The organism is Arenibacter certesii DSM 19833, assembly GCF_000429545.1.
Taxonomy (GTDB): Bacteria; Bacteroidota; Bacteroidia; order Flavobacteriales; family Flavobacteriaceae; genus Arenibacter; species Arenibacter certesii.
The window spans coordinates 75,857-102,004 of record NZ_AUCB01000019.1 but is presented as its reverse complement, the minus strand read 5'-3'; the positions used below and the strand labels follow the sequence as shown (position 1 = coordinate 102,004).

24 protein-coding genes are annotated in these 26,148 nt (G+C 38.8%); 1 reads left to right on the top strand and 23 read right to left on the bottom strand.

Going from position 1 to position 26,148, the window contains the following annotated elements; all coding sequences use genetic code 11:
- From G466_RS23890 to G466_RS0111405, 13 genes are all read right to left on the bottom strand, one after another.
- Positions 1-219, bottom strand: a 219-nt coding sequence (locus G466_RS23890) for a hypothetical protein (RefSeq protein WP_157373859.1), incomplete at its 3' end; no start/stop codon positions are given.
- 253 nt (positions 220-472) lie between these two features.
- Positions 473-1,450 carry a polyprenyl synthetase family protein gene (locus G466_RS0111465; protein ID WP_026813796.1) on the bottom strand — a complete coding sequence of 326 codons (978 nt, stop codon included), beginning with the start codon at positions 1,448-1,450 and terminating at the stop codon, positions 473-475.
- Between the two features lie 150 nt (positions 1,451-1,600).
- Complete coding sequence (rlmN, locus tag G466_RS0111460; RefSeq protein ID WP_189356693.1) at positions 1,601-2,641, bottom strand: 23S rRNA (adenine(2503)-C(2))-methyltransferase RlmN; 1,041 nt, start codon at positions 2,639-2,641, stop codon at positions 1,601-1,603.
- Positions 2,642-2,735: 94 nt separating this feature from the next.
- Positions 2,736-3,785 carry a tRNA preQ1(34) S-adenosylmethionine ribosyltransferase-isomerase QueA gene (gene queA / locus G466_RS0111455; RefSeq protein WP_026813794.1) on the bottom strand — a complete coding sequence of 350 codons (1,050 nt, stop codon included), beginning with the start codon at positions 3,783-3,785 and terminating at the stop codon, positions 2,736-2,738.
- Positions 3,786-3,880: 95 nt separating this feature from the next.
- Positions 3,881-5,110 carry a 3-phosphoshikimate 1-carboxyvinyltransferase gene (locus G466_RS0111450; RefSeq protein ID WP_026813793.1) on the bottom strand — a complete coding sequence of 410 codons (1,230 nt, stop codon included), beginning with the start codon at positions 5,108-5,110 and terminating at the stop codon, positions 3,881-3,883.
- A 77-nt stretch (positions 5,111-5,187) separates the two neighbouring features.
- The gene (locus G466_RS0111445) at positions 5,188-5,514 is read right to left on the bottom strand and encodes a nucleotide pyrophosphohydrolase (RefSeq protein ID WP_026813792.1); all 327 of its coding nucleotides are present in this window, start codon (positions 5,512-5,514) and stop codon (positions 5,188-5,190) included.
- Between the two features lie 61 nt (positions 5,515-5,575).
- The gene (gene dtd / locus G466_RS0111440; protein ID WP_026813791.1) at positions 5,576-6,028 is read right to left on the bottom strand and encodes a D-aminoacyl-tRNA deacylase; all 453 of its coding nucleotides are present in this window, start codon (positions 6,026-6,028) and stop codon (positions 5,576-5,578) included.
- Positions 6,025-6,978 (bottom strand): ribosome small subunit-dependent GTPase A, encoded by a 954-nt coding sequence (gene rsgA, locus G466_RS0111435; protein ID WP_026813790.1) that lies wholly within the window; start codon positions 6,976-6,978, stop codon positions 6,025-6,027. Before rsgA ends, dtd begins: the two co-directional genes overlap by 4 nt.
- A gap of 322 nt (positions 6,979-7,300) precedes the next feature.
- Entirely contained in the window at positions 7,301-7,981 is a 681-nt protein-coding gene (locus G466_RS0111430; protein ID WP_205622029.1) for a head GIN domain-containing protein, read from the bottom strand.
- Positions 7,982-8,283: 302 nt separating this feature from the next.
- Positions 8,284-9,366 (bottom strand): bifunctional 3-deoxy-7-phosphoheptulonate synthase/chorismate mutase type II, encoded by a 1,083-nt coding sequence (locus tag G466_RS0111420; RefSeq protein WP_026813788.1) that lies wholly within the window; start codon positions 9,364-9,366, stop codon positions 8,284-8,286.
- A gap of 11 nt (positions 9,367-9,377) precedes the next feature.
- Positions 9,378-10,235, bottom strand: coding sequence for a prephenate dehydrogenase (locus tag G466_RS0111415; protein ID WP_026813787.1), 858 nt, complete (start codon positions 10,233-10,235; stop codon positions 9,378-9,380).
- 86 nt (positions 10,236-10,321) lie between these two features.
- Positions 10,322-11,464, bottom strand: a complete 1,143-nt coding sequence (locus G466_RS0111410; RefSeq protein ID WP_026813786.1) for a pyridoxal phosphate-dependent aminotransferase — start codon at positions 11,462-11,464, stop codon at positions 10,322-10,324.
- Positions 11,461-12,291 carry a prephenate dehydratase gene (locus G466_RS0111405; protein WP_026813785.1) on the bottom strand — a complete coding sequence of 277 codons (831 nt, stop codon included), beginning with the start codon at positions 12,289-12,291 and terminating at the stop codon, positions 11,461-11,463. The genes G466_RS0111410 and G466_RS0111405 overlap by 4 nt, the downstream gene beginning before the upstream one ends.
- 435 nt (positions 12,292-12,726) lie before the next feature.
- Between G466_RS0111405 and gldA the strand changes: the two genes are divergently transcribed.
- Complete coding sequence (gene gldA, locus G466_RS0111395) at positions 12,727-13,623, top strand: gliding motility-associated ABC transporter ATP-binding subunit GldA (RefSeq protein ID WP_026813784.1); 897 nt, start codon at positions 12,727-12,729, stop codon at positions 13,621-13,623.
- 92 nt (positions 13,624-13,715) lie between these two features.
- Here the strand turns inward: gldA and G466_RS23155 are convergent, their stop codons facing one another.
- The 10 genes from G466_RS23155 to G466_RS0111345 all read right to left on the bottom strand — a co-directional run bounded on the left by G466_RS23155 (position 13,716) and on the right by G466_RS0111345 (position 26,095).
- Positions 13,716-14,147 (bottom strand): BLUF domain-containing protein, encoded by a 432-nt coding sequence (locus G466_RS23155; protein WP_051315621.1) that lies wholly within the window; start codon positions 14,145-14,147, stop codon positions 13,716-13,718.
- Positions 14,148-14,362: 215 nt separating this feature from the next.
- The gene (locus G466_RS0111385) at positions 14,363-15,700 is read right to left on the bottom strand and encodes a Gfo/Idh/MocA family protein (RefSeq protein WP_026813783.1); all 1,338 of its coding nucleotides are present in this window, start codon (positions 15,698-15,700) and stop codon (positions 14,363-14,365) included.
- Positions 15,701-15,833: 133 nt separating this feature from the next.
- The gene (locus tag G466_RS0111380) at positions 15,834-16,652 is read right to left on the bottom strand and encodes a 3-keto-disaccharide hydrolase (RefSeq protein WP_026813782.1); all 819 of its coding nucleotides are present in this window, start codon (positions 16,650-16,652) and stop codon (positions 15,834-15,836) included.
- Between the two features lie 134 nt (positions 16,653-16,786).
- The gene (locus G466_RS0111375) at positions 16,787-17,860 is read right to left on the bottom strand and encodes a serine hydrolase domain-containing protein (RefSeq protein ID WP_026813781.1); all 1,074 of its coding nucleotides are present in this window, start codon (positions 17,858-17,860) and stop codon (positions 16,787-16,789) included.
- A gap of 156 nt (positions 17,861-18,016) precedes the next feature.
- Positions 18,017-18,796: a head GIN domain-containing protein gene (locus tag G466_RS0111370; protein ID WP_229797203.1), complete on the bottom strand. Its 780-nt coding sequence runs from the start codon at positions 18,794-18,796 to the stop codon at positions 18,017-18,019.
- 12 nt (positions 18,797-18,808) lie between these two features.
- Positions 18,809-19,903: an acyloxyacyl hydrolase gene (locus tag G466_RS0111365; RefSeq protein WP_026813779.1), complete on the bottom strand. Its 1,095-nt coding sequence runs from the start codon at positions 19,901-19,903 to the stop codon at positions 18,809-18,811.
- A gap of 217 nt (positions 19,904-20,120) precedes the next feature.
- A complete protein-coding gene (gene metF / locus G466_RS0111360) occupies positions 20,121-21,074 on the bottom strand; it encodes a methylenetetrahydrofolate reductase [NAD(P)H] (RefSeq protein ID WP_026813778.1) in 954 nt (317 codons plus the stop codon).
- A 321-nt stretch (positions 21,075-21,395) separates the two neighbouring features.
- Entirely contained in the window at positions 21,396-24,101 is a 2,706-nt protein-coding gene (gene metH, locus G466_RS21850; protein ID WP_084418809.1) for a methionine synthase, read from the bottom strand.
- 33 nt (positions 24,102-24,134) lie between these two features.
- Positions 24,135-25,085 (bottom strand): threonine ammonia-lyase, encoded by a 951-nt coding sequence (locus tag G466_RS0111350; protein ID WP_051315620.1) that lies wholly within the window; start codon positions 25,083-25,085, stop codon positions 24,135-24,137.
- Positions 25,085-26,095 (bottom strand): homocysteine S-methyltransferase family protein, encoded by a 1,011-nt coding sequence (locus tag G466_RS0111345; protein WP_026813776.1) that lies wholly within the window; start codon positions 26,093-26,095, stop codon positions 25,085-25,087. The genes G466_RS0111350 and G466_RS0111345 overlap by 1 nt, the downstream gene beginning before the upstream one ends.
- Positions 26,096-26,148: the final 53 nt, after the last annotated feature.

The window sequence follows — 26,148 nt, the reverse complement described above, 5'->3', positions numbered from 1 at the left end:
CATAAGGGCAAGTTTGCCCTTGGCGCAGAAGATGCACCTTGGGCCCTTTTTGGCTTCCTTCAGACCAAGGGCCGCTACCAGTTCGTCCCAAGGGATGGCGATATAGATCTTGCCAAGATCGCTTTCGAGAAACCGGGCGTAAAACGCATCGAACTCTTCGGTCTGGGAGGAAAATGTAAAACTGTGCTGGAAATCGTGGATTCTTCGTATCTTGGACATAGACATTAAGATAAAAACCCCGTTTTTTGAGCTAGAGACTCGTTTTCGGGGTTTTATTATATCTAAATATACGAATTAAATACCTGATAAACAAGCAGTTGCGTCAATTCTGAATGCGCCTTATTAGCTGCTCTCACTGTAAAAAAACCTATTTTGAAGACGAATTTACTGAAGTGTTACAACAACAAGGTTATACCAAAGAGAAAATCCGATTGGTCTTGAAAAATGATTCTTAAAATGAAAATATTATGATTTATTTTTTTCGATCTACCACATAATTCACCATCAAGATCAGTGAATTTTTATAGTCAGATTCAGGATAGGATTCCAATAAGGCCAATGCCTCTTCCTTATAGGCAAGCATCTTCTCTACGGCGTAATCCAAACCACCATTTTCTTTCACAAAAGTGATCACCTTTTTCACTCGTTTCTTGTCCTTATTGTGATTTTTAACGGAATTGATCAGCCATTTCCTTTCTTCCTTGGAACAATTATTAAGCACATAAATTAGGGGCAGTGTCATTTTCTGCTCTTTAATATCGATACCTGTAGGCTTTCCTATGCGCTCTTCGCCATAATCGAACAAGTCGTCCTTAATTTGGAAGGCCATTCCAATAAGTTCTCCAAATTTCCTAAAAGTCTCCACATCTGTGGAATCGGGCTTTACTGCGCATGCCCCTAAACTGCAACATGCGGCAATAAGGGTCGCTGTTTTTTGCCTAATGATCTCGTAGTAAATTTCTTCGGTAATATCTAGCCTTCTTGCCTTTTCTATCTGCAGCAGTTCTCCTTCGCTCATTTCACGAACGGCGACAGAGATAATCCTCAATAAATCAAAATCCCCATGGTCTATAGAAAGCAACAACCCTTTGGAAAGAAGGTAATCTCCTACCAATACGGCAATCTTATTTTTCCACAAGGCATTTATAGAGAAAAAACCTCTTCGCTTATTACTATCATCCACCACATCATCATGGACAAGAGTAGCAGTATGGATCAATTCTATAACCGCTGCTCCCCTATAAGTCCTTTCATTTACCTCACCACTGTTAAGCATCTTTGCGGTTAGGAATACAAACATGGGCCGCATTTGCTTTCCCTTACGGTTAACAATATAATAGGTAATCCTATTTAGCAATGCCACTTTAGAGGACATGGATTCATAGAACTTTTTTTCGAAAAGTTCCATTTCCATATTTATCGGTTCCTTTATCTGGGATACAATTTTCAAAGGGTAGATAGGGCTAATATTTTTTGGTGATTCTATAGTGTAAAATTAGGGAAAAAAAATAGCAAAAGGTAGTCCTTTACCAATAATAGAACATTAATCAGTCTTCGATGATCAAATTTCAAAACCACATTCCAAGAATACCTTTATCCCTTACGATTTATTGGCCAATTGCCCACAGGCTGCATCTATATCCTTCCCGCGAGACCTCCGAACGGTAACTGTAATACCATTTCTCTCTAAGGTATTCACATACATATCAATAGCATTGCCATTAGCTTGTCTAAAATCACCATCATCAATAGGGTTATACTCTATTAGATTAACTTTTGAAGGGGCAAATCTGCAGAACTCCACCAAGGCATCTACATCCTTTTGTTTATCGTTAATTCCTTCCCACACTACATACTCATAAGTAACCCTACTTTTGGTTTTCTGATACCAGTATTCCAATGCTGCACGAAGATCAGTTAGTGTAAAGGTGGCATTAAATGGCATTATGGATGTTCTTATCTCATCTATAGCAGAGTGCAATGATACGGCCAAATTAAATTTGACCTCTTCATCTGCCATTTTCCTAATCATTTTAGGCACTCCAGAAGTAGATACCGTTATTCTCTTGGGAGACATCCCTAATCCTTCTGGGGAAGTTATTTTATCTATAGCCTTTAGTACATTGTTATAGTTCATTAAAGGCTCGCCCATCCCCATAAAAACGATATTGGTCAAAGGCCTATCAAAGTACAATCTACTTTCATTGTCAATGGCCACAACTTGATCGTAGATTTCATCTGGATTAAGGTTTCTCATGCGTTTAAGACGAGAGGTAGCACAGAACCTACAGTCCAAACTGCATCCCACCTGACTGGATACACAGGCAGTAGTCCTTGTTTTGGTAGGAATCAATACCGACTCTACTATAAGGTCATCGTGAAGACGAACGGCATTTTTAATGGTGCCATCGCTGCTACGCTGCATCTGATCTACCTTAATGTGATTGATCACAAAATTATCTTTCAGCATCTGTCTGGTTTCTTTGGATATATTGGTCATATCCTCAAAACTATGCGCCGATTTTTGCCAAAGCCATTCATAGACCTGATTCCCCCTAAAGGGTTGATCCCCTTGCGATGTAAAGAATTCGCGAAGCTGTTCTTTGGTAAACGCTCTTATATCTCTTTTGTTCTTTGCTATTTCCACGGCACAAAGGTAATTGATTAAATAAAAGAATCCCGTCAATCCAGATTATTCTGCATTAGGACGGGATTCCAAATAATTGTAATGCCTATTATATAATTAGCATGGCATCCCCATAAGAATAAAACTTATATCCTTCAGCAATAGCCTCTTTATATGCTTCTTTCATAAGGTCGTGCCCCATAAAGGCAGACACCATCATTAAAAGTGTTGATTTTGGCAAGTGAAAATTGGTTACCATCGCATTTGCAATACTAAAATCGTAAGGTGGAAAAACAAATTTGTTAGTCCAGCCATTAAAAGTGTTTAGGGTATGTTGCGTAGAAACAGCACTTTCCAATCCTCGCATGGCGGTAGTACCTACTGCACAAATTCTACGTTTTTCAAGTTTAGCGTTGTTTACGATTTCGGTAGCCTTTTCATCTATAACTAGCTCTTCGCTATCCATTTTATGTTTAGAAAGATCTTCTACCTCTACTGGGTTAAACGTTCCCAAGCCTACATGTAGGGTCAGCTCAGCAAAATCTATACCTTTAATTTCTAATCTTTTCAACAAATGCTTGGAGAAATGCAGTCCTGCAGTTGGTGCCGCTACAGCTCCCTCATGCTTAGCATAAATGGTCTGGTATCGCTTTGCATCCTCTGGCTCCACCATTCTCTTAATATATTTTGGCAATGGGGTTTCACCCAATTCCTTTAATTTTCTTCTAAAGTCAAAATAGGAACCATCATATAAGAATCGCAATGTACGTCCTCTAGAGGTAGTATTATCGATTACCTCCGCAACCAAAGACTCATCTTCTCCAAAATACAGCTTATTACCTATCCTTATTTTACGCGCCGGATCTACTAAAACGTCCCACAGCCTTTGCTCCTCATTTAGTTCTCGCAATAGAAAAACTTCTATCCTAGCTCCAGTTTTTTCTTTGTTACCGTATAATCTCGCTGGAAATACTTTAGTGTTATTGAGCACCATTACATCGCCCTCATCAAAGTAATCTATTAGGTCTTTAAACAGCTTGTGTTCTATTTTACCAGTTTCTCTGTGTACTACCATTAATTTGGACTCGTCCCTATTCTCTGCAGGGTACTCAGCCAATAATTCATCTGGAAGTTCAAAATTGAAGTGCGATAATTTCATTTAGTATTTACCTTATTTAAAGTTAAACTTTTTGCGGTTGCAAATATACGATGTTGACATAGGGGTTGTCAAGTAAATCGGCATTTAAATAATAATCAGCTATTTTTTACTTGAAATTTTAAGCTTTCCAAATCTTTCCAAAAATCGGGGTAAGATTTAGAAACTACCTCCGCATCATTTATAAACAGGGAGGTTTTCAGTGCCAAAGGCGCAAATGCCATAGCCATTCTATGGTCATTATAAGTATCAATGGCGACATCTTTATTTATTTGATCTGATGGCTTAAGAGTCAAGGACTTGTCGGTAACGTAAATTGGCGCCCCCAATTTGCCCAACTCGGTCTTTAAAGCTTCCAACCTATCGGTTTCCTTAATTTTAAGGGTATGCAGACCTGTTAGATGACATCCAATTCCCAGACCAAAACAGCTTACCACTATAGTTTGCGCAATATCCGGAGCGTTGGCAAGATCTATTTCAATTTCTTTGTTGGTTTCTGATGCTATTTTACGAAGCAACACTTCATGCTCTCCATAGCTGGTTTCTACACCAAAATCTTTATAAATTTCCGCTAGCACACTATCCCCTTGCAGGCTATTTTTGTTATAAGAAGACAAGGTTAGTTCTGTTCCTACATCACAAAGCGAAACAATACTGTAGAAATAAGACGCAGAACTCCAATCTGACTCAACCACTTGCGTGCTACTCGGAACTGTTTCTTGCGGAAGCACCTTAATGGTATTACCCTCAAAGGAACTTTCAACTCCAATCTGGGAAAGGAGTCCCAAGGTCATTTTAATATATGGCACGGAAGTAATTTCCCCTATCAGTTCCAACTCCAGTCCGTTTTCTAGATTGGGAGCAATCAACAACAATGCTGATATATATTGGCTACTTATATTCGCAGGTAGACTTACCTTGTTTTTTACTAATTTTTTTCCTTTAACTTTTATTGGGGGGTAACCCTCATTATTTTCATAACTAATATCTGCTCCTAACTCTTTTAAAGCATCTACCAAAACTTTTATTGGCCGTTCTGTCATACGTTTAGAGCCAGTTAATATCACTTCTTTATTCTCTTGTGATGCAAAATAGGCGGTTAAAAATCGCATGGCGGTACCGGCATGGTGAATATCTACAATCCCATTTTCTATCTGTAAACCTTTTTCCATTACATCGGCATCATCCGAATTAGAAAGATTCTCTATAGCGATAGTGGGATAAAGAGCTTGTAAAAGCAATAACCGATTAGATTCACTTTTAGATCCCGTTATTTTTACTGTAGCTTTTAGCAATGAATTGGACGGGGCAGATAAATGTAGTTTCAAATTCTATGGGATTTATAATAGTATTAATTTTCTCGTTCTTTGACTATGCTTAAAAAGCACAAGCTACAAATATACTATTATTTCAGCTTTTTATTGCTGTGATGACGATCGTGATCTCTTGCTGCTTTTAGATCCAATTTTTTATCAAAAGATTCCTGAAGATTAATGCCCGTTTGATTTGCCAAACACAACACCACAAAAAGCACGTCTGCCAATTCTTCCCCGAGATCTTTATCCTTATCCGATTCTTTTTCGCTTTGCTCTCCATACCTCCTTGCGATGATACGGGCCACTTCTCCGACCTCTTCGGTGAGTTGGGCCATATTGGTAAGCTCATTAAAATATCGGACCCCATGGGCCTTAATCCAATCGTCTACCGCTAACTGTGCGTCTTTTATATTCATTATTTAGCATTTTTTACTAAAACCACTTTCTCATTTATTCCCCGACCATAATTGCAGCTCCCTATTCCTTGTTCTTTGTATCTATCTGAATGGTCACCGGCCCATCGTTTAACAAAGCTACTTTCATGTCTGCACCAAAAACTCCCGCCCCTACTTTCTTTCCAAGGTCTTTTTCTATTTGAGCTATAAAACGCTCATATAATGGGATAGCCGTATCGGGTTTGGCCGCCTTAAGATAACTAGGCCTATTCCCCTTTTTAGTAGCGGCATGAAGAGTAAACTGACTCACCACTATCAATTCTCCATCTTGCTGCAGTAAGGATTGGTTCATAATTCCTTCTGCATCATTAAAAATCCGTAAGTTTACTATTTTCTTGGAAAGCCAAACAATATCTTCCTCCCCATCTGCTTCCTCAATTCCCAAAAGCACTAAAAGCCCATTAGAAATCTCTGATATTAATTCTCCGTCTACGGTAACACTGGCTTGAGCTACCCTTTGTATTACTGCCCTCATTTTTTCTCTCCGTAAACATCTGTTCTGTAATTCTCCTCCTCTCCCGAGATCATCTGCAAATAGCTCCTATACCTGCTCCACGCCACCAGATCCTTATCTAAGGCTTCCTTCACGGCACATTGTGGCTCATCTACATGCAAACAATTATTAAACTTACATTCGCCTTGAAGTTTAAAAAATTCTGGAAAATAACCACCTATCTCTTCCTTCTCCATATCAACAATCCCAAAACCTTTAATCCCTGGAGTATCTATTATTTGCGCCCCTATATTTAGATCAAACATCTCTGCAAATGTAGTGGTATGTTGCCCTTGCAAATGCTGAACAGATATATCTTTGGTCTTTAGGTTCAACTCTGGCTCAATAGCATTAACCAACGTAGATTTACCTACCCCAGAGTGCCCAGAGAACATACTGGTCTTACCTAACATCAATTCTTTAACCTGATCTACATTTTTACCGGTAGCAGCAGATATCCCAATACACTTATATCCTATTACCCTATACAGCGATGCCAAGTATCTAATCTCATCGAGCTCTTCAGAATTATAGGTGTCAATCTTATTGAAAAGTAAAATTGCAGGGATATTATAAGCCTCTGCCGTAACCAAAAATCGATCTATAAAAGTCGTAAAAGTAGTGGGATTATTAAGCGTCACAATTAAGAAGACCTGATCTAAATTACTCGCAATAATATGGGTCTGCTTGGAAAGATTAACCGATTTCCTAATTATATAGTTCTTACGATCCTGTATGTCCGTAATTACCCCTTGCGCCTCTTCAGAAGAAGGGTCCTCATCAAAAATCACCACATCTCCTACTGCAATAGGGTTGGTACTCTTTATTCCCTTAAGCCGGAATCTTCCTTTAATCCTACAGTTATAGAACACCCCCTCTTTGGTCTTTACGGTATACCAGCTGCCAGTAGATTTGTAAACGGTTCCCTTCATGAATTCATTCGTCTTTATATTTGCAAAGAAACAACTTTAGTTTAACAAAACCACGGGTTACAGTGCAACGATCAACACCTTAAATCTAAAATACCTTATCCTTGTGAATTCTTAAAAAGATTATTAAGCTGTATCCCAAATTACCATAATGGTTAAACCCGTAAAACTTCTATCTCTTCTCTGTGGAAATAAGCTGTAAAACCTCCTTTGAAAACGCATTACGTACAAAATTAAAAACCCCAATTTCTTGGGGTTTTATTTCTTATAATTTCAAAAAGGATTTAGCACATAAGCCTAGTTCCTTTATGATTTTTAAGTTAGTTTAGTTCATCACTTTTACTCTTCCCCCAGCAAAAGTATTCTGCTTTACTTCCTTTGGGTTACCGTAAATAAGAACATCACCACCTATTCTCATGTGTACATCCACTATTTCGGAAGCATACACTTCTGCCTCCCCTGCAGCGGTGATTTTAACGTTAGCATCCTCGCTTTGCAACGACTTACCTCCAAATATACCCCCAGTAGTGAGTACAACATTTAGGTTTTTCGTTGTGCCCGAAGCTTCTATAATTCCACCAGTTACCGATCTTGAGTCTACTCTTCTAACGTCTAATCCCACTTTAATCTGCGCGCCTTCCTGTGCCTTTAAGGTTATGGAATTTTGAGTTAAGGTTTCATTTACCGTAATTTTCGCCCCTTCATTGGCATCGATCAGATCTATTTCTTTAAAATATACCTCAACAAAGGTATTCTCCCCATGGAATTTCTTATTCAATGCCATTTTTATTCTAAGCGTCCCATTTCTGTTGACCACCTGTAAATCGTCCACGTTATCACCTTTAACCAGCACTTTATTCTCATTAGATTTAATGAGGTTCACCTCAATTAAATCGTACACTTTTATTTCATTAAAATCACCAACGGCCCTCTCAGATGTCTGCTGGGACATCATTGTAAAGGATAGCAATAACGCTCCTAGAGCAACTATATTTTTCACTTTCATATTGTTCTTTTTATCCGTCATAGAAGTTAATCTAGACGGTTATTGTTCTTAATATTTTCAATAAAGATGGGGCAAAACCTAGTTTGTTACACTTGATTAAGGAAAATTTTAACTTTTCATTGGATTCAGGACTCCTTCCTCATCAGCTGTAAAACCTATTCTTTTTAACAGTTAAAGTTCAGCGCTCCTTTTAAGGCTGACGTTAAACCAATTTGCGGTCTCCCTCTTTTAGACCAGTACCATTGAAAAATAAAACCCGCGTAAAGCGGGTTTTATTTTTCAATATTTTTTTAATCAACATCTTACCCATTAATAATCTTTTCCTGATGGTTAATGGATTCTTGGTGGATTGCTTTAAACATTTTTAGAATAAATTCTTCGCTCAATCCTCTAGCTTCTCCTTCCAAGATCATATTCCCTAAAATAGCATTCCATCTATTACTTTGTAATACGGCAACGTTCTTTTGCTTTTTCAAGGCTCCGATGCTATCGGAAATCTTCATTCTTTTTCCAAGAATATCAATCACCTGATTATCTATTATGTCTATCTGAGCTCTTAGATTATTCAGGTTATTTGTGTATTCCATCTCCTCGTTGGATTCTTTTCTAATTTTAAGATCCCTCATAATCTGGATCAATTTCTCAGGGGTAACTTGCTGGGCAGCATCACTCCAAGCATTATCCGGATCATAGTGAGTTTCAATCATCAATCCATCAAAATTAAGGTCTAATGCGGTTTGAGAAACATCAAAAATCATATCTCTATTACCCGTAATATGGGAAGGATCGTTGATTATTGGCAGATCTGGAAATTTGGTCTGTAGTTCAATAGCCATTTGCCATTCCGGGATATTTCTATACTTAGATTTCTCATAAGTAGAAAACCCTCTATGAATTACCCCTAAATTTTTAATATTAGCAGTATGCAAACGCTCTACAGCACCTAACCACAATGCTAAATCTGGGTTTACAGGGTTTTTAATCAATACTATCTTATCGGTTCCTTCCAAAGCATCTGCAATTTCCTGAACGATAAATGGACTTACTGTAGAGCGTGCCCCAATCCAAAGTAAATCTATATCATGCTCCAAAGCCAATTCTACATGTGCTCTGTTAGCCACTTCGGTAGCCGTTTTTAATCCAGTTTCTTTTTTTACCTTCTGCAACCATTTTAATCCTAATGCGCCTACCCCTTCAAACATACCAGGTCTAGTCCTTGGCTTCCAGATTCCAGCCCTATAGTAATTAACATCGGTATCCTTTAACTCATTTGCAATTCGCATTACCTGCTCTTCTGTCTCCGCACTACATGGTCCGGCAATCACTAATGGATGGTCCAATTTCATATCGTCCAACCAAGTTCTCATTTGTTTTGAATTTTCCATTTCTATACTCATTATTTATTAAGTGGTATTCCGTTTAATATTCCCTTTATTTTATTGGTATTGTTCATTTCGTCATATATGCCTTCATAATCGTCTGCTTCCAGCATTTGCTTAAAAGTTTCAAGGTTCCCTATATATTCGCCTAGGGTCTCAATAACATTCTCCTTGTTCTGTTTAAAAATTGGTGTCCACATTGCCGGCGAGCTTTTTGCCAACCGCACAGTACTCTCAAATCCACTTCCCGCCATGTCAAAAATATCACGTTCATTTCTTTCTTTATCTATAACCGTCTTTCCTAACATAAAAGAGCTTATATGTGATAAATGGGAAACATAAGCAATATGTTTATCATGCGCCTCAGGATTCATATATCTAATTCTCATTCCCAACTGCTGAAACAGATCCAATGCACGCTCCTGTAATTTGAATGCTGTCTTCTCTATCTCACAAATAATATTTGTTTTGCCTTTGTACAAACCTTCAATTGCCGCAGAGGGTCCAGAGAATTCAGTTCCCGCAATGGGGTGACAAGCTAAAAAATTACGTCTTTTATCATGGTTGACCAAAGTTTTGCAGATCAATGATTTCGTTGATCCCGCATCCATTACAACTGCTTCATCATTAACAGCATCCAAAATAAGTGGCAGCTCTCGCACCATAACATCAACAGGAATACAAACAATTACAAGATCTGCTTGGGGAAGCAAACTATAATCAGCCTTCTCATCAATTATGGAAAGAGAAAGTGCTTCTTCCAAATGATTAGGATTGGCATCCACCCCAAAGATGCGAACATTGGGTTGTGTCCTTTTTATATCTCTTGCAAAAGAGCCTCCGATTAATCCTACCCCTATTATAAATACATTCATGATTACGCTACTTATATACTTATCAAATAGAACTGGAGTATCAACATTTACCTCTTTCTAAACCAGCCTTATCTATTCTTACTATATTAAAATCTATCTATTGCTTCTTTTATTTGATCGGCTTTTACGCAGAGTGAGAATCTTATATATCCCTCCCCATTACTCCCAAATATTGTACCTGGAGTAATAAATATATTTTTATCGTAGAGCACCTCATCAATAAAGTTTTCTGCCGAGATTATCCCCTCTGGTAGTTTGGCCCAAACAAACATTCCAACGGCAGTCCTATCATAAACACAGTTCAACTTATCGGCCAATTTAAATATTAACTCCCTTCGCTTGTTATACACCCTACTAAGCTCTTTAAACCAAGCATCATCACTATTCAAAGCGGCTATAGCTCCTTTTTGGATACCGTAGAACATTCCCGAATCCATATTGCTCTTCACTTTTAATATAGCATCAATATGCTGGGCATTCCCCAGCACCATACCTACTCTCCAACCAGCCATATTAAAGGTTTTACTAAGCGAATTTAATTCGAGCGCCACATCCATAGCACCGTCTATTCCTAAAATACTGATGGGGTGATCGTTCAACACAAAACTATAAGGATTGTCGTTCACTAATAGAATATCATTTCTTTTAGCAAAGGAAACCAGCTCCTCCAATTGCGCAACAGTTGCTGTAGCGCCAGTAGGCATGTGGGGATAACTAGTCCACATTACCTTTACCCTTGAAAGGTCCTGCGCCTCTAACGCCTTTACATCTGGAAACCAACCATTATCTTCTTTAAGGTCATAATATCTAGGCACCGCCTCTACCAGTTTTGTAACCGAAGTATACGTAGGATATCCTGGATTTGGAATTAATGCTTCATCCCCCTTATTTAAAAAGGCCATACTAATATGCATGATACCCTCTTTAGACCCCATTAACGGCAAAACTTCAGTTTGGGGATTAATTGTCACATTAAACTTATTCCTATAAAATGCAACAAAAGCTTCCCTCAGTTCGGGCAATCCCTGATAACTTTGATATTGATGCGCCCCATCATGGGCAATTGCCTCCGTAACGGCACTTAAAACCTCTTGGGAGGGCGCCAAATCCGGACTCCCTATTCCCATGTTGATTACAGGTCTTCCTTCTGCCATTAATCCTCTTACCTCTCTCAATTTTTTAGAGAAGTAATACTCTTCCACCGTATTTAATCTATCTGCGATTTTCATATTCTTTTGGCTTTTTTATATTCTCCCAACACTTTAAATTCCTCCGTCATAATTCCGAGCAGGGATTTTGCTTTTTCAAAGTGCTGATATTCTTCAAAAGTTACATCCACAAAAAAGGAATACTTCCAAGGCATTTCTATAACCGGCAAGGATTGAATTTTGGTAAGGTTTAAATTGCAATCGCTCATCACATTCAACACTGTAGCCAAGCTACCCCTCTTGTGATCTGTAAGAAAACGTATAGATGCTTTATTTATCTCCTCCTTGGGCCAAACTTTATTCTGTGTTTTAACAATAATAAACCGAGTGGAATTCTCCTTAATGGTTTGAATGTTACTCTGTATAATATCTAGATCATAGAGTTCTGCAGCTACTTTTGGCGCAATTGCAGCAATACCTACTAATTGGTTTTCCTGGATTCTTTTGGCTGTTTCGGCCGTATCTATATCCTCTACCAACTTTATATGACTATAATCCCTAAAAAACTCCTTGCACTGCAGCAAAGCCATGGGATGAGAATGTACCTCTTTAATATCTTCCATTGTCTGGCCTTTTAAGACCATTAAATGGTGGTGAATATTTAAATACTGCTCTCCTATAATGTGCAAATTTTTGCTGTATACCAGTGCGTAATTTGGAATAATTGATCCTGCTATGGAATTCTCAATAGCCATTACCCCTGTATCAACAGTTTTCAGCAACAATTGATCTACTAAATTATCAAAGGAGCGACATTCCACATACTGAACATCATCTCCAAAATAGTTCTTTGCTACCTGATGGTGATTAGAACCCTTTATACCTTGAATTGCTATTTTTAACCCCATTTATATTATTCTTCGAAGAGAATTTACCTTAGTTTAATCCAAAAAAAAAGTCCCTGTTTACACGGGACTTTTATCTATATATACGTTTAAAATATGTTAGAACAGCCCCATGCCTCTTTGAAAAAAGAAGTAAAAATAGAATCCGTTCCAGAAATATTGCTTTGTCATTTTCTTTTAAAACTGGGGCTAATGTAATAATTAATTCCAAAACTTTCACTAAAAATTATTATTATTTTATTTTTTACAATTTTACACCCTTCTATTTATGGAATCGCCCTTGAAAGCCTCCCCTCATTACGAATCTCACACTCGCAAAGGCTTGTAAATCACAAACTTCCCTATACCTCACGACAATGTCAATAAAAATTAATACCACTACAAGCACAAGAAAACACATATTACCTAATTTACCTTATTTTTGGTAAAAAGTAACCCATGTCCATTGTCGCAAAAAATATTATAAAATCCTTCGGTGATCAAACCGTGTTGAATGATGTTTCTTTCACCATAAACAAAGGAGAAATTGTTGGATTTTTAGGCCCTAACGGTGCTGGCAAGTCCACCATGATGAAAATATTAACCACTTATCACACCCCTGACCAAGGCAGTGCAGCGGTAAATTCCCATGATGTGCTTGAAGAACCAAAAGAGGTTCAAAAAAGCATTGGATACCTTCCCGAGCACAATCCTCTTTACCTAGATATGTATGTAAAAGAATATCTGGATTTTAATGCCTCCGTGTACAAAGTGGGCAAAGAAAGAATAGCTAAAGTAATAGAGCAGACCGGATTAACGCCAGAAGCCCATAAAAAAATAGGACAGCTCTCCAAAGGATACCGACAAAGAGTGGGCCTAGCGGCTGCCTTACTGCACGATCCCGAGGTACTAATCTTGGACGAACCTACTACAGGACTAGATCCTAATCAATTGCTAGACATAAGAAATCTAATAAGGGAAATAGGTAAGGACAAAACCATTCTATTATCTACACATATTATGAAAGAGGTAGAAGCGGTATGTGATAGAGTACTGATAATTAATAAGGGGAACATAGTGGCGGATAAAACGCTATCGGAACTGCGAAAGGAGGAAAAACAAGTGTTGATAGTAGAGTTCGACTTTAGAGTGGAAGAAGTTTTTTTAAAGAATCTGGAATACGCTACTACCGTAAAAAATATAGGTGGTTTTGTTTATGAGATTACATTTGACACCCAAAAGGATATGCGATCGTCAGTGTTCGATTTCGCTTATGATAACCAGCTAAAAACTTTGCAACTCAGCAGAAAAAACAAAAATTTAGAAAACCTTTTCTCGGAATTGACACAGGCATAAATCCGCCTAAAATTGAAACTGCTAATTCATGGTTTATCAACCAATAGAGAGGTAATATAATTGGCTACATCTAGATTAGACCTCTAATCTGGTTAGCATCCTTTCTCCTTTAAAAGTTTGCCTACTCCTACCCAAAATATGCGCAAGGTTGCCGAAGTTGTATCTGAAAGCTCGGAAAGCAGCATTAAATTTTGCTCAAAAGCCTTTATATTTTCACCATCTCTACCCTCATTAGTAGAGTCAAAATACCCCATGCACCAATCATTAAAGCTACGTTCTTCAAATTTTCCTTCCCATAACAAGCGTATATTATTATGTCTACTATCCCGTTTAATATCTTGAAACAAGGATTTCACTTGTTTCTTTTTGCCTTCTACAATTTGAATAAAACAAGAATTATGAAATACCAGACAGCCAGTAATTCCAATTTCCTTATTCCGAGCTCTAGCGGTTTGTAATATCGTTTGAATATCATCTGGAGAAATCCCATGAGTAGCCGTGGACTGATATGAAAGTTGATACATGATTGTCGTTTGCTGCAAATTACAATAAAAATAGTTAGGGATTTTGGCATTCCATTTTACTGATAAAGGAGGAACCCTTGTCTCGATCTGCCAATAATTTTTGCGTTTAACAAGTACATTGATCCTACTGTTTCAAGGAAATAATAAAAAAAAGCTTGGCAGACCCCATAATAAAGAAGTTCACCAAGCTTTTAATATTTAAAATATGCTGTCTTTTAAAAATCCCGATAAGGGGCATCTAAGAATTTATTCGCCTCTTCTTCCGAGAATTTAGCAGCTTTACTATCCCAATGCAGGGTTTTATTAGGAAAACGACCGGCAATTACACCCAGTAATATCGTTTCTGTAAGTCGGGCCGAATACTCAAAAGGGGCACTGCATTCCGCCTTGCCCAAGCAAGCATCTACAAATTCGTGATAATGCTTCTCTCCTTCTTCATCATAACTCTTAACAGGTTCGCCCAGATTATCGGATTCCTTTATAACAGACAGATCAAGTTCCTGATATTTACCATCCACAATATGCCTTGGTAGTTCCATAAAATGAGGCAACAATAGCCTTCCTTTTTCACCTATGAACATAGCTCCCTGCTCTGGTAACTTTTCGTTATTAGGCAGTAAAAGGTCCTTGTGTTTTTCGGGGGCACCTACACCGTCATACCAAACCCATTTTAAGGTTTCTGTTGTATATGGGGTTTTAGGAAAGGTATACGTAACTGTATTTTTCTCTGGGAATCCAAATCCATTAGGTTTTCTACATTTATTTGTAATAGTCATGGGAACATCTAATTGCAAGGCATTGTAAGGCGTATCAAAAATATGTACTCCCATATCTCCCAAGGTACCACAACCGTAATCCATTAACTTTCTCCAATTACCAGGGTGGTAGTACCCTTCTTTATAAGGCCGTTCTGCAGAAGTCCCCAACCAAAGGTTCCAATCCAAAGTCTCAGGAACGGGATCCGACCCTGTAGGTTCTGGACCATCATAACCCCAGTTTTTAGGTGACCAAGCTCTAACCGTACTTACTTTCCCTATTATCCCAGATTGAATTAACAAGGTTGCCAATTTATAATCGTAGAAAGAATGCACCTGGATACCCATTTGGGTTACCAAATTCTTCTCTTTTGCTTTTTTACGCATAGCTCTTGCTTCAACCACATGGTGTGTTAAGGGTTTTTGACAATAGACTGGCTTGCCCATGTCCATAGCCATCATAGAAGCTGGTGCATGGGTGTGATCTGGAGTAGATACAATAACGGCATCAATACCGCTCTTCATCTCCTTTAACATCACCCTATAGTCCTTATAAGTAGCTGCATTTGGATGTAATTTCTTAGCTTGGGCGAGAGCATTTGAATCTACATCGCACAGGGCTACTACATCTACCAATGGGTGCGAGGAGATAGCAGCCAAATCTGCTCCCCCCATACTACTCACCCCTATATGAGCTGTACGTAATCGACCGTTTTTGGACAAGGCCCAAATTGAAGTAGGCAAAAGTGCGGTTAATCCCAGTGCCGCGGTACTTTTTAGAAAGTCTCTTTTTTTCATTTCTTGTGTTTATTAGTGGTCTTCCATGATAGTCAAAACCTTGGTCTCTCACCCAACTTTAGGGAATCATTAGTCTTTCCATGAAGTGGTTATTTACCAGATTAAACTATACTGAACAACCTGAAAGTGGTGGTTATAATTTTTTAATTTTAATATTCTTGAACCAAATAGGACTGGAGTGATCTTGTAAGCCTATATAACCGGTTTTAAATCGACCATAGTTTTCGGCATCCTTCCACTTACCCGTATTTTTCTTCTCGTACCAGTCCTCTGACCATGGAACAAAAGACAATACTTTCTGACCGTTAAGCCAGTGCTCTACTTTTTCTGGAGTAAAAACTATTTTGGTAGTGTTCCATTCCCCTACTGGGTGCAACACTTTTTTTGAAGGGTCTGCAGCATGCATTGCGTAATCCGAAGCGGTCTGCTGTAGCGGCTGAAGTGCTTCTGGATTTTCTGTATTCCCCAAATTTAAGTTATAGGAAGTTAGGTCGTGAATGGACGCATAGTTCTCATCATCAATAAGCTGATATTCTGGTGAAATGGTTGCAGGCCCCTCATTGGGTATATTCTCCTTTAAGTGATAAAAAACACCACTATTCCCACCTTTTGGTAGTTTCCATTCCAAATACAATTCAAAATTGTCAAATTCTTCGGCACCGTAGATAATATCAGTTCCACCTGTATAATCTTGCTCCATGCCCAATTCGGTATCGAACGTTAATGTGCTATCTTTAATGGTCCAACCTGGTGGCAAGGCATCGCCATTATAGGCACGCCATCCTTCAGTAGAGGTTCCGTCAAAAAGATAAATCCAATCCTCGGAATCGGTTGTTGCTGTAGATTTCACTTCATCAATGGAAGCATCTACTTTCTCCGAATCTGATTTTTGATTCATTTTACATGATGTCAACGCAATGGCGAAGACAAAAAGAGCAATAGTTTTTTTCATTTCTTTTCTATTAATTTAACCAAGCTATGAAGATAAATAATTTACCCCAATTACCTAACCTATGGATGCGTTAAATTAATTCCCCAGTAAATCATACCTCCCAGTTTTTTTTAAAATAAAGAAATATTAATACCTTAAGAACGACCACCTATTAGCATAGAAACCACTTCTTCCAAGGTTTCTTGAATTCTAGGATTAGTAGAGTTGGTAAGTATAGAAAACACCATATCTTCTTCTGGATATACATAAAACACGGCATAGCCACCTACCCCATTGCCCACATGGCCAAAATACGGTCTGTTCAATTTATCTTCGCTCACCTGCCAACCCAAGCCGTAATAGGTAGCACCACCCTCAATAACAGTCGATGTAAGGAATTGGGACATATCCGGAACCACCTCTGAAGAAGAATCTAAAAATGCTTGCCCAAAATTTGCTATATCAACCGCTGTAGATAAATAGCCACCTCCGGCCAATTTATAACGATTATCTACGGGGATAGCCGCTCTAAATCCTGATCTGCTCCTAGAATAGAAACTAGACATATTGGCAATGGCTTCCTCTGGTATTTCCGGAACGGTATTCTTTAGTCCAAAGGGTTTCAATACTTTTATCTGAACATAGTCTGCAAAAGGGACACCACTAATTTCCTCTATAGCCAAAGAAATTAAAACCCAAGCAAAACTTGTATATAAATATTGTGTGCCTGGCTTAAAAACTAGTGGATCATCTTTAAATATCTTAAGGCTTTCTTTAATTCCCATGGGAAGATTCAACCCATATTCCACTCCTTTATACCCCCTAATTCCAGCGGTGTGACTTGCCAATTGACGAATGGTAAAATCATATTCCTTTTTAGGATAATAAGGCACGTATTGATAAAAGGAAGCATCTAAATCCAATTGTCCTTCCGCTACCATAACGGCCAAGGCCGTTGCTGCAATAGGCTTGGATACACTTGCTATCCTAAAAATAGTTTCTTCGGGATTTATAGGCGTCTGACGCTCCACATTGGAAAACCCATACCCTTTTTGGAAGAACACCTGGTTATTCTTACGGACGCTAATTGCCAATCCGGGAACCTTTTTATCATCTATAAGCTGTTGTAGCAAATGATCTGCCCCCACCTTTCCAGACAATTGGACATCCCGTCCCACTACCCTACGGGAAGCTAAAAAATCACGCACATACTTTAAAATAGGATTCATGGGACAACAGATGCGTTATTCATTTATCTTAAACTCATATTCCAACATTAAAGTGGCTATATTTTAAAACAGACTTCTTGGTTCCATGCAGCAGTTGTTCTAGACAACCAGCTTAAAGATAGGACTAGCCAAGGTTTACATCACATAACCAATGTCTTACTCCATAAAGATAAGCCTTCCTTTATATAATTGTTCTACGGCTACTTCGGTCGGTCTGTTAAAACTAACGACATCTCCCGTACCCCGTAAAACACCTTTTAAAGAGGCTTGGGGATTAATCCGCATATCATTGGAACCTCTATGGTTTACACTTATATTATCCGCTAAGAACAACTCCGCTTCTAAGCGCGAATCACCAGCAGCAAACATGATATTAAAACTAGTTGCTTTTCCCCGCAAATTAAAATAGGAAAGTCCGTTAGAGACAATGCTTACCTTTTCAGAATCCAACTCTAGATTAAATTCCCCACTGGTAAATTTAGCCTCAGGATCGTTAAAGCTCTCCGATATAAGATCTAGATTCGGAAAAGATAGCACACCTTCACTGTTGATGGCCAGACCTGTACTGCTTCTTATTTCTGTAATATTGGGCACAGTAACATACACATGGGTAATTCCGTATTTACGGGTGAAATTACAGGAATTGGTATCACGGAGCAGTAATCTACCTTCCTCTACGGTAATCGACACCTCATTGCGCAAATATTTTCCAGTTTCCACTTCCACCTTAGTAACTGCTCCCTCTTTAATGGTTAGTTGTACATTTTCGTAGACCGTTATTTTTGTGAAATTGGGAACCACCACTGTCTCCCTGCTAATGGTACCCGCATTCTGAAAACAATCTGGCGCATTTTCACTATTGCAGTTCCATAGTAGCAGCGGGAGGAACATTAGCAGCCCTAATTTTAAAAAATCGACCATATTTAAATTCTCCATATTATCTAAACATCACATTCTTATCCCAACTCCAAATTCTACGGCTTCGGCTTTAGCACCATGTGATTTTAACGTAATTGCGCCATAAATTTTATCTGAAAAATATCGTTTTAGCCCTATCCTATTATACACCCTACCCTCAAAATCATAGGGATAATAGACATAATAGCCTAATTGTGAAATAATCGATATTTTATTGATAAACAATTCGTGTCCCACAACTACACCAACACGCTTATAATCATCGGTAGCCTTAACATTATATTCCGGAAATGAAATGGACCTATATCGTATCAACTCCTTTAAAAAATTAGAAAAATACAGGTCAGCCCCAATTTGCAAGGCACTAATTCTTCCAAATCGTTTATCTGCATAGGCAGAAAATATATAAAATGGAAACTGACCAGAACCTACTATATCACTCTCATTTATCCCTGTCCTAAAAGCCAAATTAAACCTCACTGGCTCAGTCACTTTTTTCCTGTTTTCAATTTTTATATAGTCCTTTTCCAAGCCCCCATCTAAATCATAGGTAAGACCTACATTTAATACTAGGGTATTGGTAGAGGTGTTTGGGGCCTTTACATTGGCATTGGAATAATGAATTACAGACAAGCCCGCCTTAAACCCTAATCCATCAATAACATTCTCCTTATGGTAATTCAACATAAGATAGGTAGAACTCAATAAATGCGTACCATAGGCATTATTCCTAAAGTTCTTATTCTTATCAAATGGATTGGTGTTATAAGCTATACCCTGCCCCAGCCTAAACTGAAGATTTCTATTTAAAAAGTAAAAATTATAATGGGCATAAATTCCAAAGTTCTCCCCCAAGGTACTATTGTTCATATTTTGGTATACAAAAGAAACCCCGGTATCAGGATAATTAAAAAGTTGATGCCATTCTTCATCTCCATAAGTCTTCCTATTGAAGCTTGCTATGAGTCCTCCGGGGTGCGAAGTAATTAAATGGGAGATGTAATTATTATGCAAGAGCACAGAACCGTAAAACTGGTTAATATCCAAGGTATACTTCTCCTTGTGGTCCTGTGAAATACAAAATGCTGTCCAAAGACAGCATAATAGAAATAAACGTTGTTTCATGAACAGCAAATGTAGGGAAAATTTGAAAAGGGGTGGATTTTTATAAATGCGCTTATAAAACATACTAGTTAACCCCTGAACCCCCAGATAAGACTGGGGGCCTTTCATTAAAATAAGGGTTCAATTAGTAGTTTTTAGAAAACAGCCTTATAGCAACTCCTGTTTTATTAATTGCATCCCAATTAAACAATATTATCTTCATTTAATAAATAGTTCTCTAGAACAACTCTTTGGCGATGGCCTTTATATTGTCCGATTTCCCCATAGAATAGTAATGTAGTACGGGAACCCCGGCCTCTTTCAGCTCCTTGGATTGCTGAATAGCCCATTCAATCCCTACCTGCCTTACAGCTGCATTATTGGCGCAAGCATCCACTGCATTTACCAAGTCCTGCGGTAAATCTATTTTAAATACTTGAGGCAATATTTGCATGTGTCTTTTAACGGCAATAGGTTTTATACCAGGGATAATTGGCACCTCTATTCCCATTTCTCTAGCTGCATTTACAAACTTAAAAAATCGATTATTATCGAAAAACATTTGAGTCACCACATAATCGGCACCTGCATCTACTTTGTCTTTCAATCTTTTGAGGTCCGATTCTAAGGAAGGAGCCTCCATGTGTTTCTCGGGATAACCAGCCACCCCAATACAGAAATCACCACAATTTTCGCTCTCCACAGTTGCATGCAAATATTTACCGGAATTAAGATCACGAATCTGCCCTACCAGTTCGGAAGCATAACAATGCCCACCTAGTGTAGGCGTGTAATATTGCTCCCCTTTACGTGCATCGCCCCTTAGAGCCATTACATTATGAATTCCTAAATAATGGCAATCCACCAATAAATACTCGGTTTCCTCCTTGGTAAAGCCCCCACAAAGTACATGGGGCACCGTATCTACGCCATATTTATGCTGTAGAGAAGCACAAATACCCACCGTTCCCGGGCGCATACGAGTCAATTTTTTATCAAACAACCCATCTTTTTCCAAATACACAATCTCCTCCCTAGAGGTGGTAACATCAATAAAAGGCGGATTAAACTCCATCAACGGATCAATGTTATCATATAATTCCTGAATATTTCTCCCTTTAACCGGCGGGATTATCTCAAACGAAAACAAGGTCTTCCCCTTGGCACTCTCCAAATGTTCTGTTACTTTCATGCTCTTTCTCAATACCCTCTAGAAGGAAGGTGTTTAATTTTAAAATTCAATACTCTCTTATTCTCCATTACCCGAAAAATGAACCAATTCTTTTTTAACGCTTACAAGCTGAATATGGATTTTGGCGTTTCCCAAAAGGGACCGGGCTATCCACTTAATTTTTTTAGGTGCAAAACCTAAAAAAGATACCGTTTCTATCCCTAACGCAGTGAAAAATCATTAAAAGGAATCATTAACTTATTTAAATTATTGATGTAATTATACGTTTTCAAATTCCCACATCTCCAAACTAACTCATCTCCAAATCAACAAATCATCAATTTAATCATCTGCAATATTGGGAGCCAACCATCTACTAGCCTCTTCCACAGGGATGTTTTTTCGTGCGGCAAAATCGTCCACCTGGTCTTCTTTAATTTTCCCTAGTCCAAAATAACGCGCCTCTTCATTAGCAAAATAGTACCCACTAACACTAGCTGCAGGCCACATAGCCAGACTATCCGTTAATTGAACACCTATTTTCTCCTCTACCTGCAGCAACTCCCAAATAGTTAATTTCTCCAAATGGTCTGGACAGGCAGGGTATCCGGGTGCAGGTCTAATTCCCTTGTACGATTCTTTAATCAACTCTTCGTTAGTTAGGCCTTCATTGGAAGCATATCCCCAATGCACCATTCTCACTTCCTTATGTAAATATTCAGCAAATGCCTCCGCAAATCTGTCCGCCAAGGCTTTCACCATAATACTGTTGTAATCGTCCAAATTCTCACGGTACTTATCGGCCAGCTCATCCGTACCAAATCCGGCAGTAACACAAAAACATCCTATATAATCTTCTATGCCACTTTCTTTTGGTGCAATAAAATCGGCTAAAGCAAAATTAGGTTTACCCACATACTTTTTTGACTGTTGCCTTAGGGTTCTAAAATGGGTCTTCTCCCCATTATGGATAAGTTCAATATCGTCATCATTGACCATATTAGCAGGAAACAGACCAAAAATCCCCTTGGCTTTGAAAAGTTTTTCATCCAAAATCTTTTGCATCATCATCTTGGCATCGGCAAAGAGCTCCTTCGCTTGTGGTCCAACCACCTCATCCTCCAATATATCTGGATATCTACCATGCAATTCCCAACTCCTAAAGAAAGGAGACCAGTCAATATAAGGTTCCAAATCTCTTAGATCTATATTCTCAATAATCTGAATCCCTAATTGATTAGGTTTCACAATAGCGGAGTTTTCCCAATCTACTTGATACTTGTTTGCCCTGGCATCTTCCAGTTTTATATATTCCCTATGTCTGCCTCTTTTTAGGAATTTCTCTCTAAAATCGGCATAATCTAGTTTAATATTTTCCTTGTATTTAGTAGATCCATCCTTTTGCAATAAATCCCCTACTACGGTCACTGCGCGAGAAGCGTCGTTCACATGCACCACCGCACTATTATACTGTGGATCTATCTTAACGGCAGTATGCGCCTTACTGGTGGTAGCTCCACCAATAAGCAGGGGCACTGTAAAGTTTTGCCGTTCCATTTCTTTTGCTAGGAAGACCATTTCATCCAATGAAGGTGTTATTAATCCACTTAAACCAATAATATCTACATTTTCTTCTTTGGCAGTTGCAATTATTTTTTCTGGCGGCACCATAACTCCAAGATCCACAATTTCGTAGTTGTTACAAGCCAAGACTACACTTACAATATTCTTACCAATATCGTGTACATCCCCTTTTACGGTTGCCATTAATATTTTTCCAGCAGAGGAGCTACTACCTTCCTGGACAGGATTCTTAAGCTTTTCTTCTTCAATAAACGGCAATAAATAGGCCACTGCCTTTTTCATTACTCGGGCAGATTTAACCACTTGCGGCAAAAACATTTTACCGCTCTGGAACAAATCCCCAACCACGTTCATTCCAATCATCAAATGACCCTCAATTACTTGAATAGGCGCATCTACACTTAATCTGGCTTCTTCTACATCCTCTACAATAAATTGATCTATTCCCTTTACTAAAGCCCTCGTAATCCTATTTTGTATAGGGTCTTCCCTCCAAGTCAGGTCTATCTTATTCTCTTTAGCTTTCCCTACTACCGATTCGGCAAAATCCAGTAACCTTTCTGTAGCATCTTCTCTTCGGTTAAGCATTACATCCTCCACATGCTCCAAAAGGTCTTTGGGAATATCGTCGTATATTTCTAGCATACTAGGGTTTACGATTCCCATATTCATACCTGCTTTTATGGCATGGTATAGAAAAACCGAATGCATAGCCTCCCGAACGGGGTTGTTGCCCCTAAAACTAAAAGACACATTACTCACCCCTCCACTAACGCTACAATAGGGCAAGTTTTTCTTCACCCAAGCCGTCGCCTTAATAAAATCTAGCGCATTTAGTTTATGCTCGTCCATCCCAGTTGCCACGGGAAAAACATTAAGGTCAAAAATAATATCCTCAGGGGGGAAGCCCACTTTGTTCACCAATATATCATAGGAACGCTTGGAAATCTCTATCCGTCTCTCATAATTATCGGCCTGGCCCACTTCATCAAAAGCCATCACGATAACAGCGGCACCATAACGTCTAATTAGTTTTGCATGACGGATAAACTCATCCTCTCCTTCTTTAAGACTTATAGAGTTTACCACACATTTTCCCTGCACCACCTGTAGACCAGCTTCTATAATATCCCATTTAGAACTGTCTATCATTATGGGGACTCTAGCAATATCGGGCTCGGAAACAATTAGGTGTAAAAATTTCACCATGGCTTCCTTACCATCAAGAAGACCATCGTCCATATTTACGTCTAAGATCTGCGCTCCATTTTCTACCTGTTCTCGAGCAATATCCAACGCTTCCTCAAATTTCTCTTCTTTAATGAGCCTAAGAAATTTTTTAGAACCAGCCACATTGGTGCGCTCCCCTACATTAACAAAATTGCTGTCCGGAGTAACCACTAATGGCTCCAACCCGGAGAGCTTTAAATATCTTTCTGCATTTTTCTGCTCAGTATAGCCCATGTATTTTTATATAATGTATTCTTTAAAATGCCCCTAGCGTTTAAAAAATGATAATTTTAATAAATCCACATTCCCTCCAGAGAGGATAATGCCAATATGTTTGTTTTTAAATTGTTCCTTCTCCCGTAAGACTGCTGCAAATGGAACAGCACTAGAGGGTTCTATTATAATTTTCATTCGTTCCCAAATCAGCCTCATAGCCTCAATAATCTCTTCCTCATCCACTCTTATAATCTCCGAGACCAGGGATTGTATAATAGGAAAATTAATATCGCCCAAATGGGTTCTTAAACCGTCGGCTATGGTATGGGTAGTTGTATTATCCACAATCTTCCCGCTCTTTAAAGACCTGTACGCATCATCTACTGCAAAAGGCTCCCCGCCAATCACCTTGCATTCTATCCCAAAATAATGGGCTGCTAGTGCGGTACCGGCAATAAGTCCACCTCCACCTACAGGAGTCATAATACAATCCAAATTTGGATAGTCTTCTAGCAACTCCAAAGCTGCGGTACCCTGACCAACAATTACATTTACGTCATTAGAGGGATGTAAAAACACCGCACCCATTTCCTTTACAATCTTGTTTGCCTCCCGCTCCCTAGCTTTCAAAGTGGGTTCAGAAATCACCACCTTCCCTCCATAGGCCTTAACGGCTTCTATTTTCACTGCCGGTGCACTGCTTGGCATAACAATATGCGCGGTAACCCCTAAATTATTCGCTGCCAATGCCAGAGCTTGACCGAAATTCCCTGAGGAATGGGTAACCACTCCCACTTTTCTTTCCTCCTCTGTTAATTGCATAATAGCATTTATGGCACCTCTCATTTTAAAGGCTCCCATTTTCTGAAGGTTCTCACATTTGAAATATAATCTTGCCCCAGAAATATCATCCAACAATCGGGACGTTAGTACCGGTGTCCTATGAACATATGGTGCTACACGCTTACCAGCCTCTAACACAATTTCTTTAGTGGGTATCATTAATTTAGTGCAATCAAAGTATTAAGCGTTCTAGGACTATAATCCTTAACTATTTCTGACATTGCCTTAATATGCTCCGGAGTTGTTCCACAGCATCCCCCAACAATATTCACCAATTTCTTTTCTGCATATTCCTTAATCTGAGCAGCCATTTGCTCTGGAGTTTCATCGTATTCCCCAAAAGCATTTGGCAATCCCGCATTGGGATGTGCAGATACGGCATGTTCCGTTTTTACAGACAGTACCTCTAAATGTGGCACTAACTGACTTGCTCCCAAAGCACAATTGAACCCCACCGATAAAATCGGAATGTGGCTAATGGAAATTAAAAATGCTTCTGCAGTTTGCCCGGACAACGTACGCCCAGAAGCATCTGTAATGGTCCCACTGACCATTATTGGAATATCTATATCCCGTTCTTCCTTAACTTCCTCTATGGCAAACAATGCTGCTTTGGCATTTAGGGTATCAAATATAGTTTCGACTAATAATATATCACAGCCACCGTCTATTAACGCTTCTACCTGCTGTTTGTAGGCCACTCGCAGTGCGTCAAATGTTATTGCCCTAAAACCAGGGTCGTTTACATCTGGAGACATACTTGCAGTTTTTGTAGTAGGCCCTATACTGCCTGCAACAAATCTTGGCTTATGAGGTTCTTTAGCTGTAAATTCATCGGCTACCTCCTTAGCTAATTTGGCCGACTCGTAATTAAGATCATATACGATCTCTTGCATCCCATAATCTGCCATACCAATGGTGGTACTGGAAAAGGTATTAGTTTCTACAATATCGGCTCCCGCTGCAAAATATTGACGGTGTATATCGGCAATAGTATCAGGTTGGGTTAGGGACAAAAGGTCATTATTCCCCTGCACTGGACTAGGCCAATCCTTAAAGCGATCTCCCCTAAAATCCTCCTCCGTAAACTTATGGCGCTGTATCATAGTACCCATTGCACCATCCAACACCAAAATCCGTTCTTTTAATACTTCCTGAATATTCTTCATCTACTTTATAAATATAATCGGCCCAAATGGGATCTAACTTAAATTGAAAACTC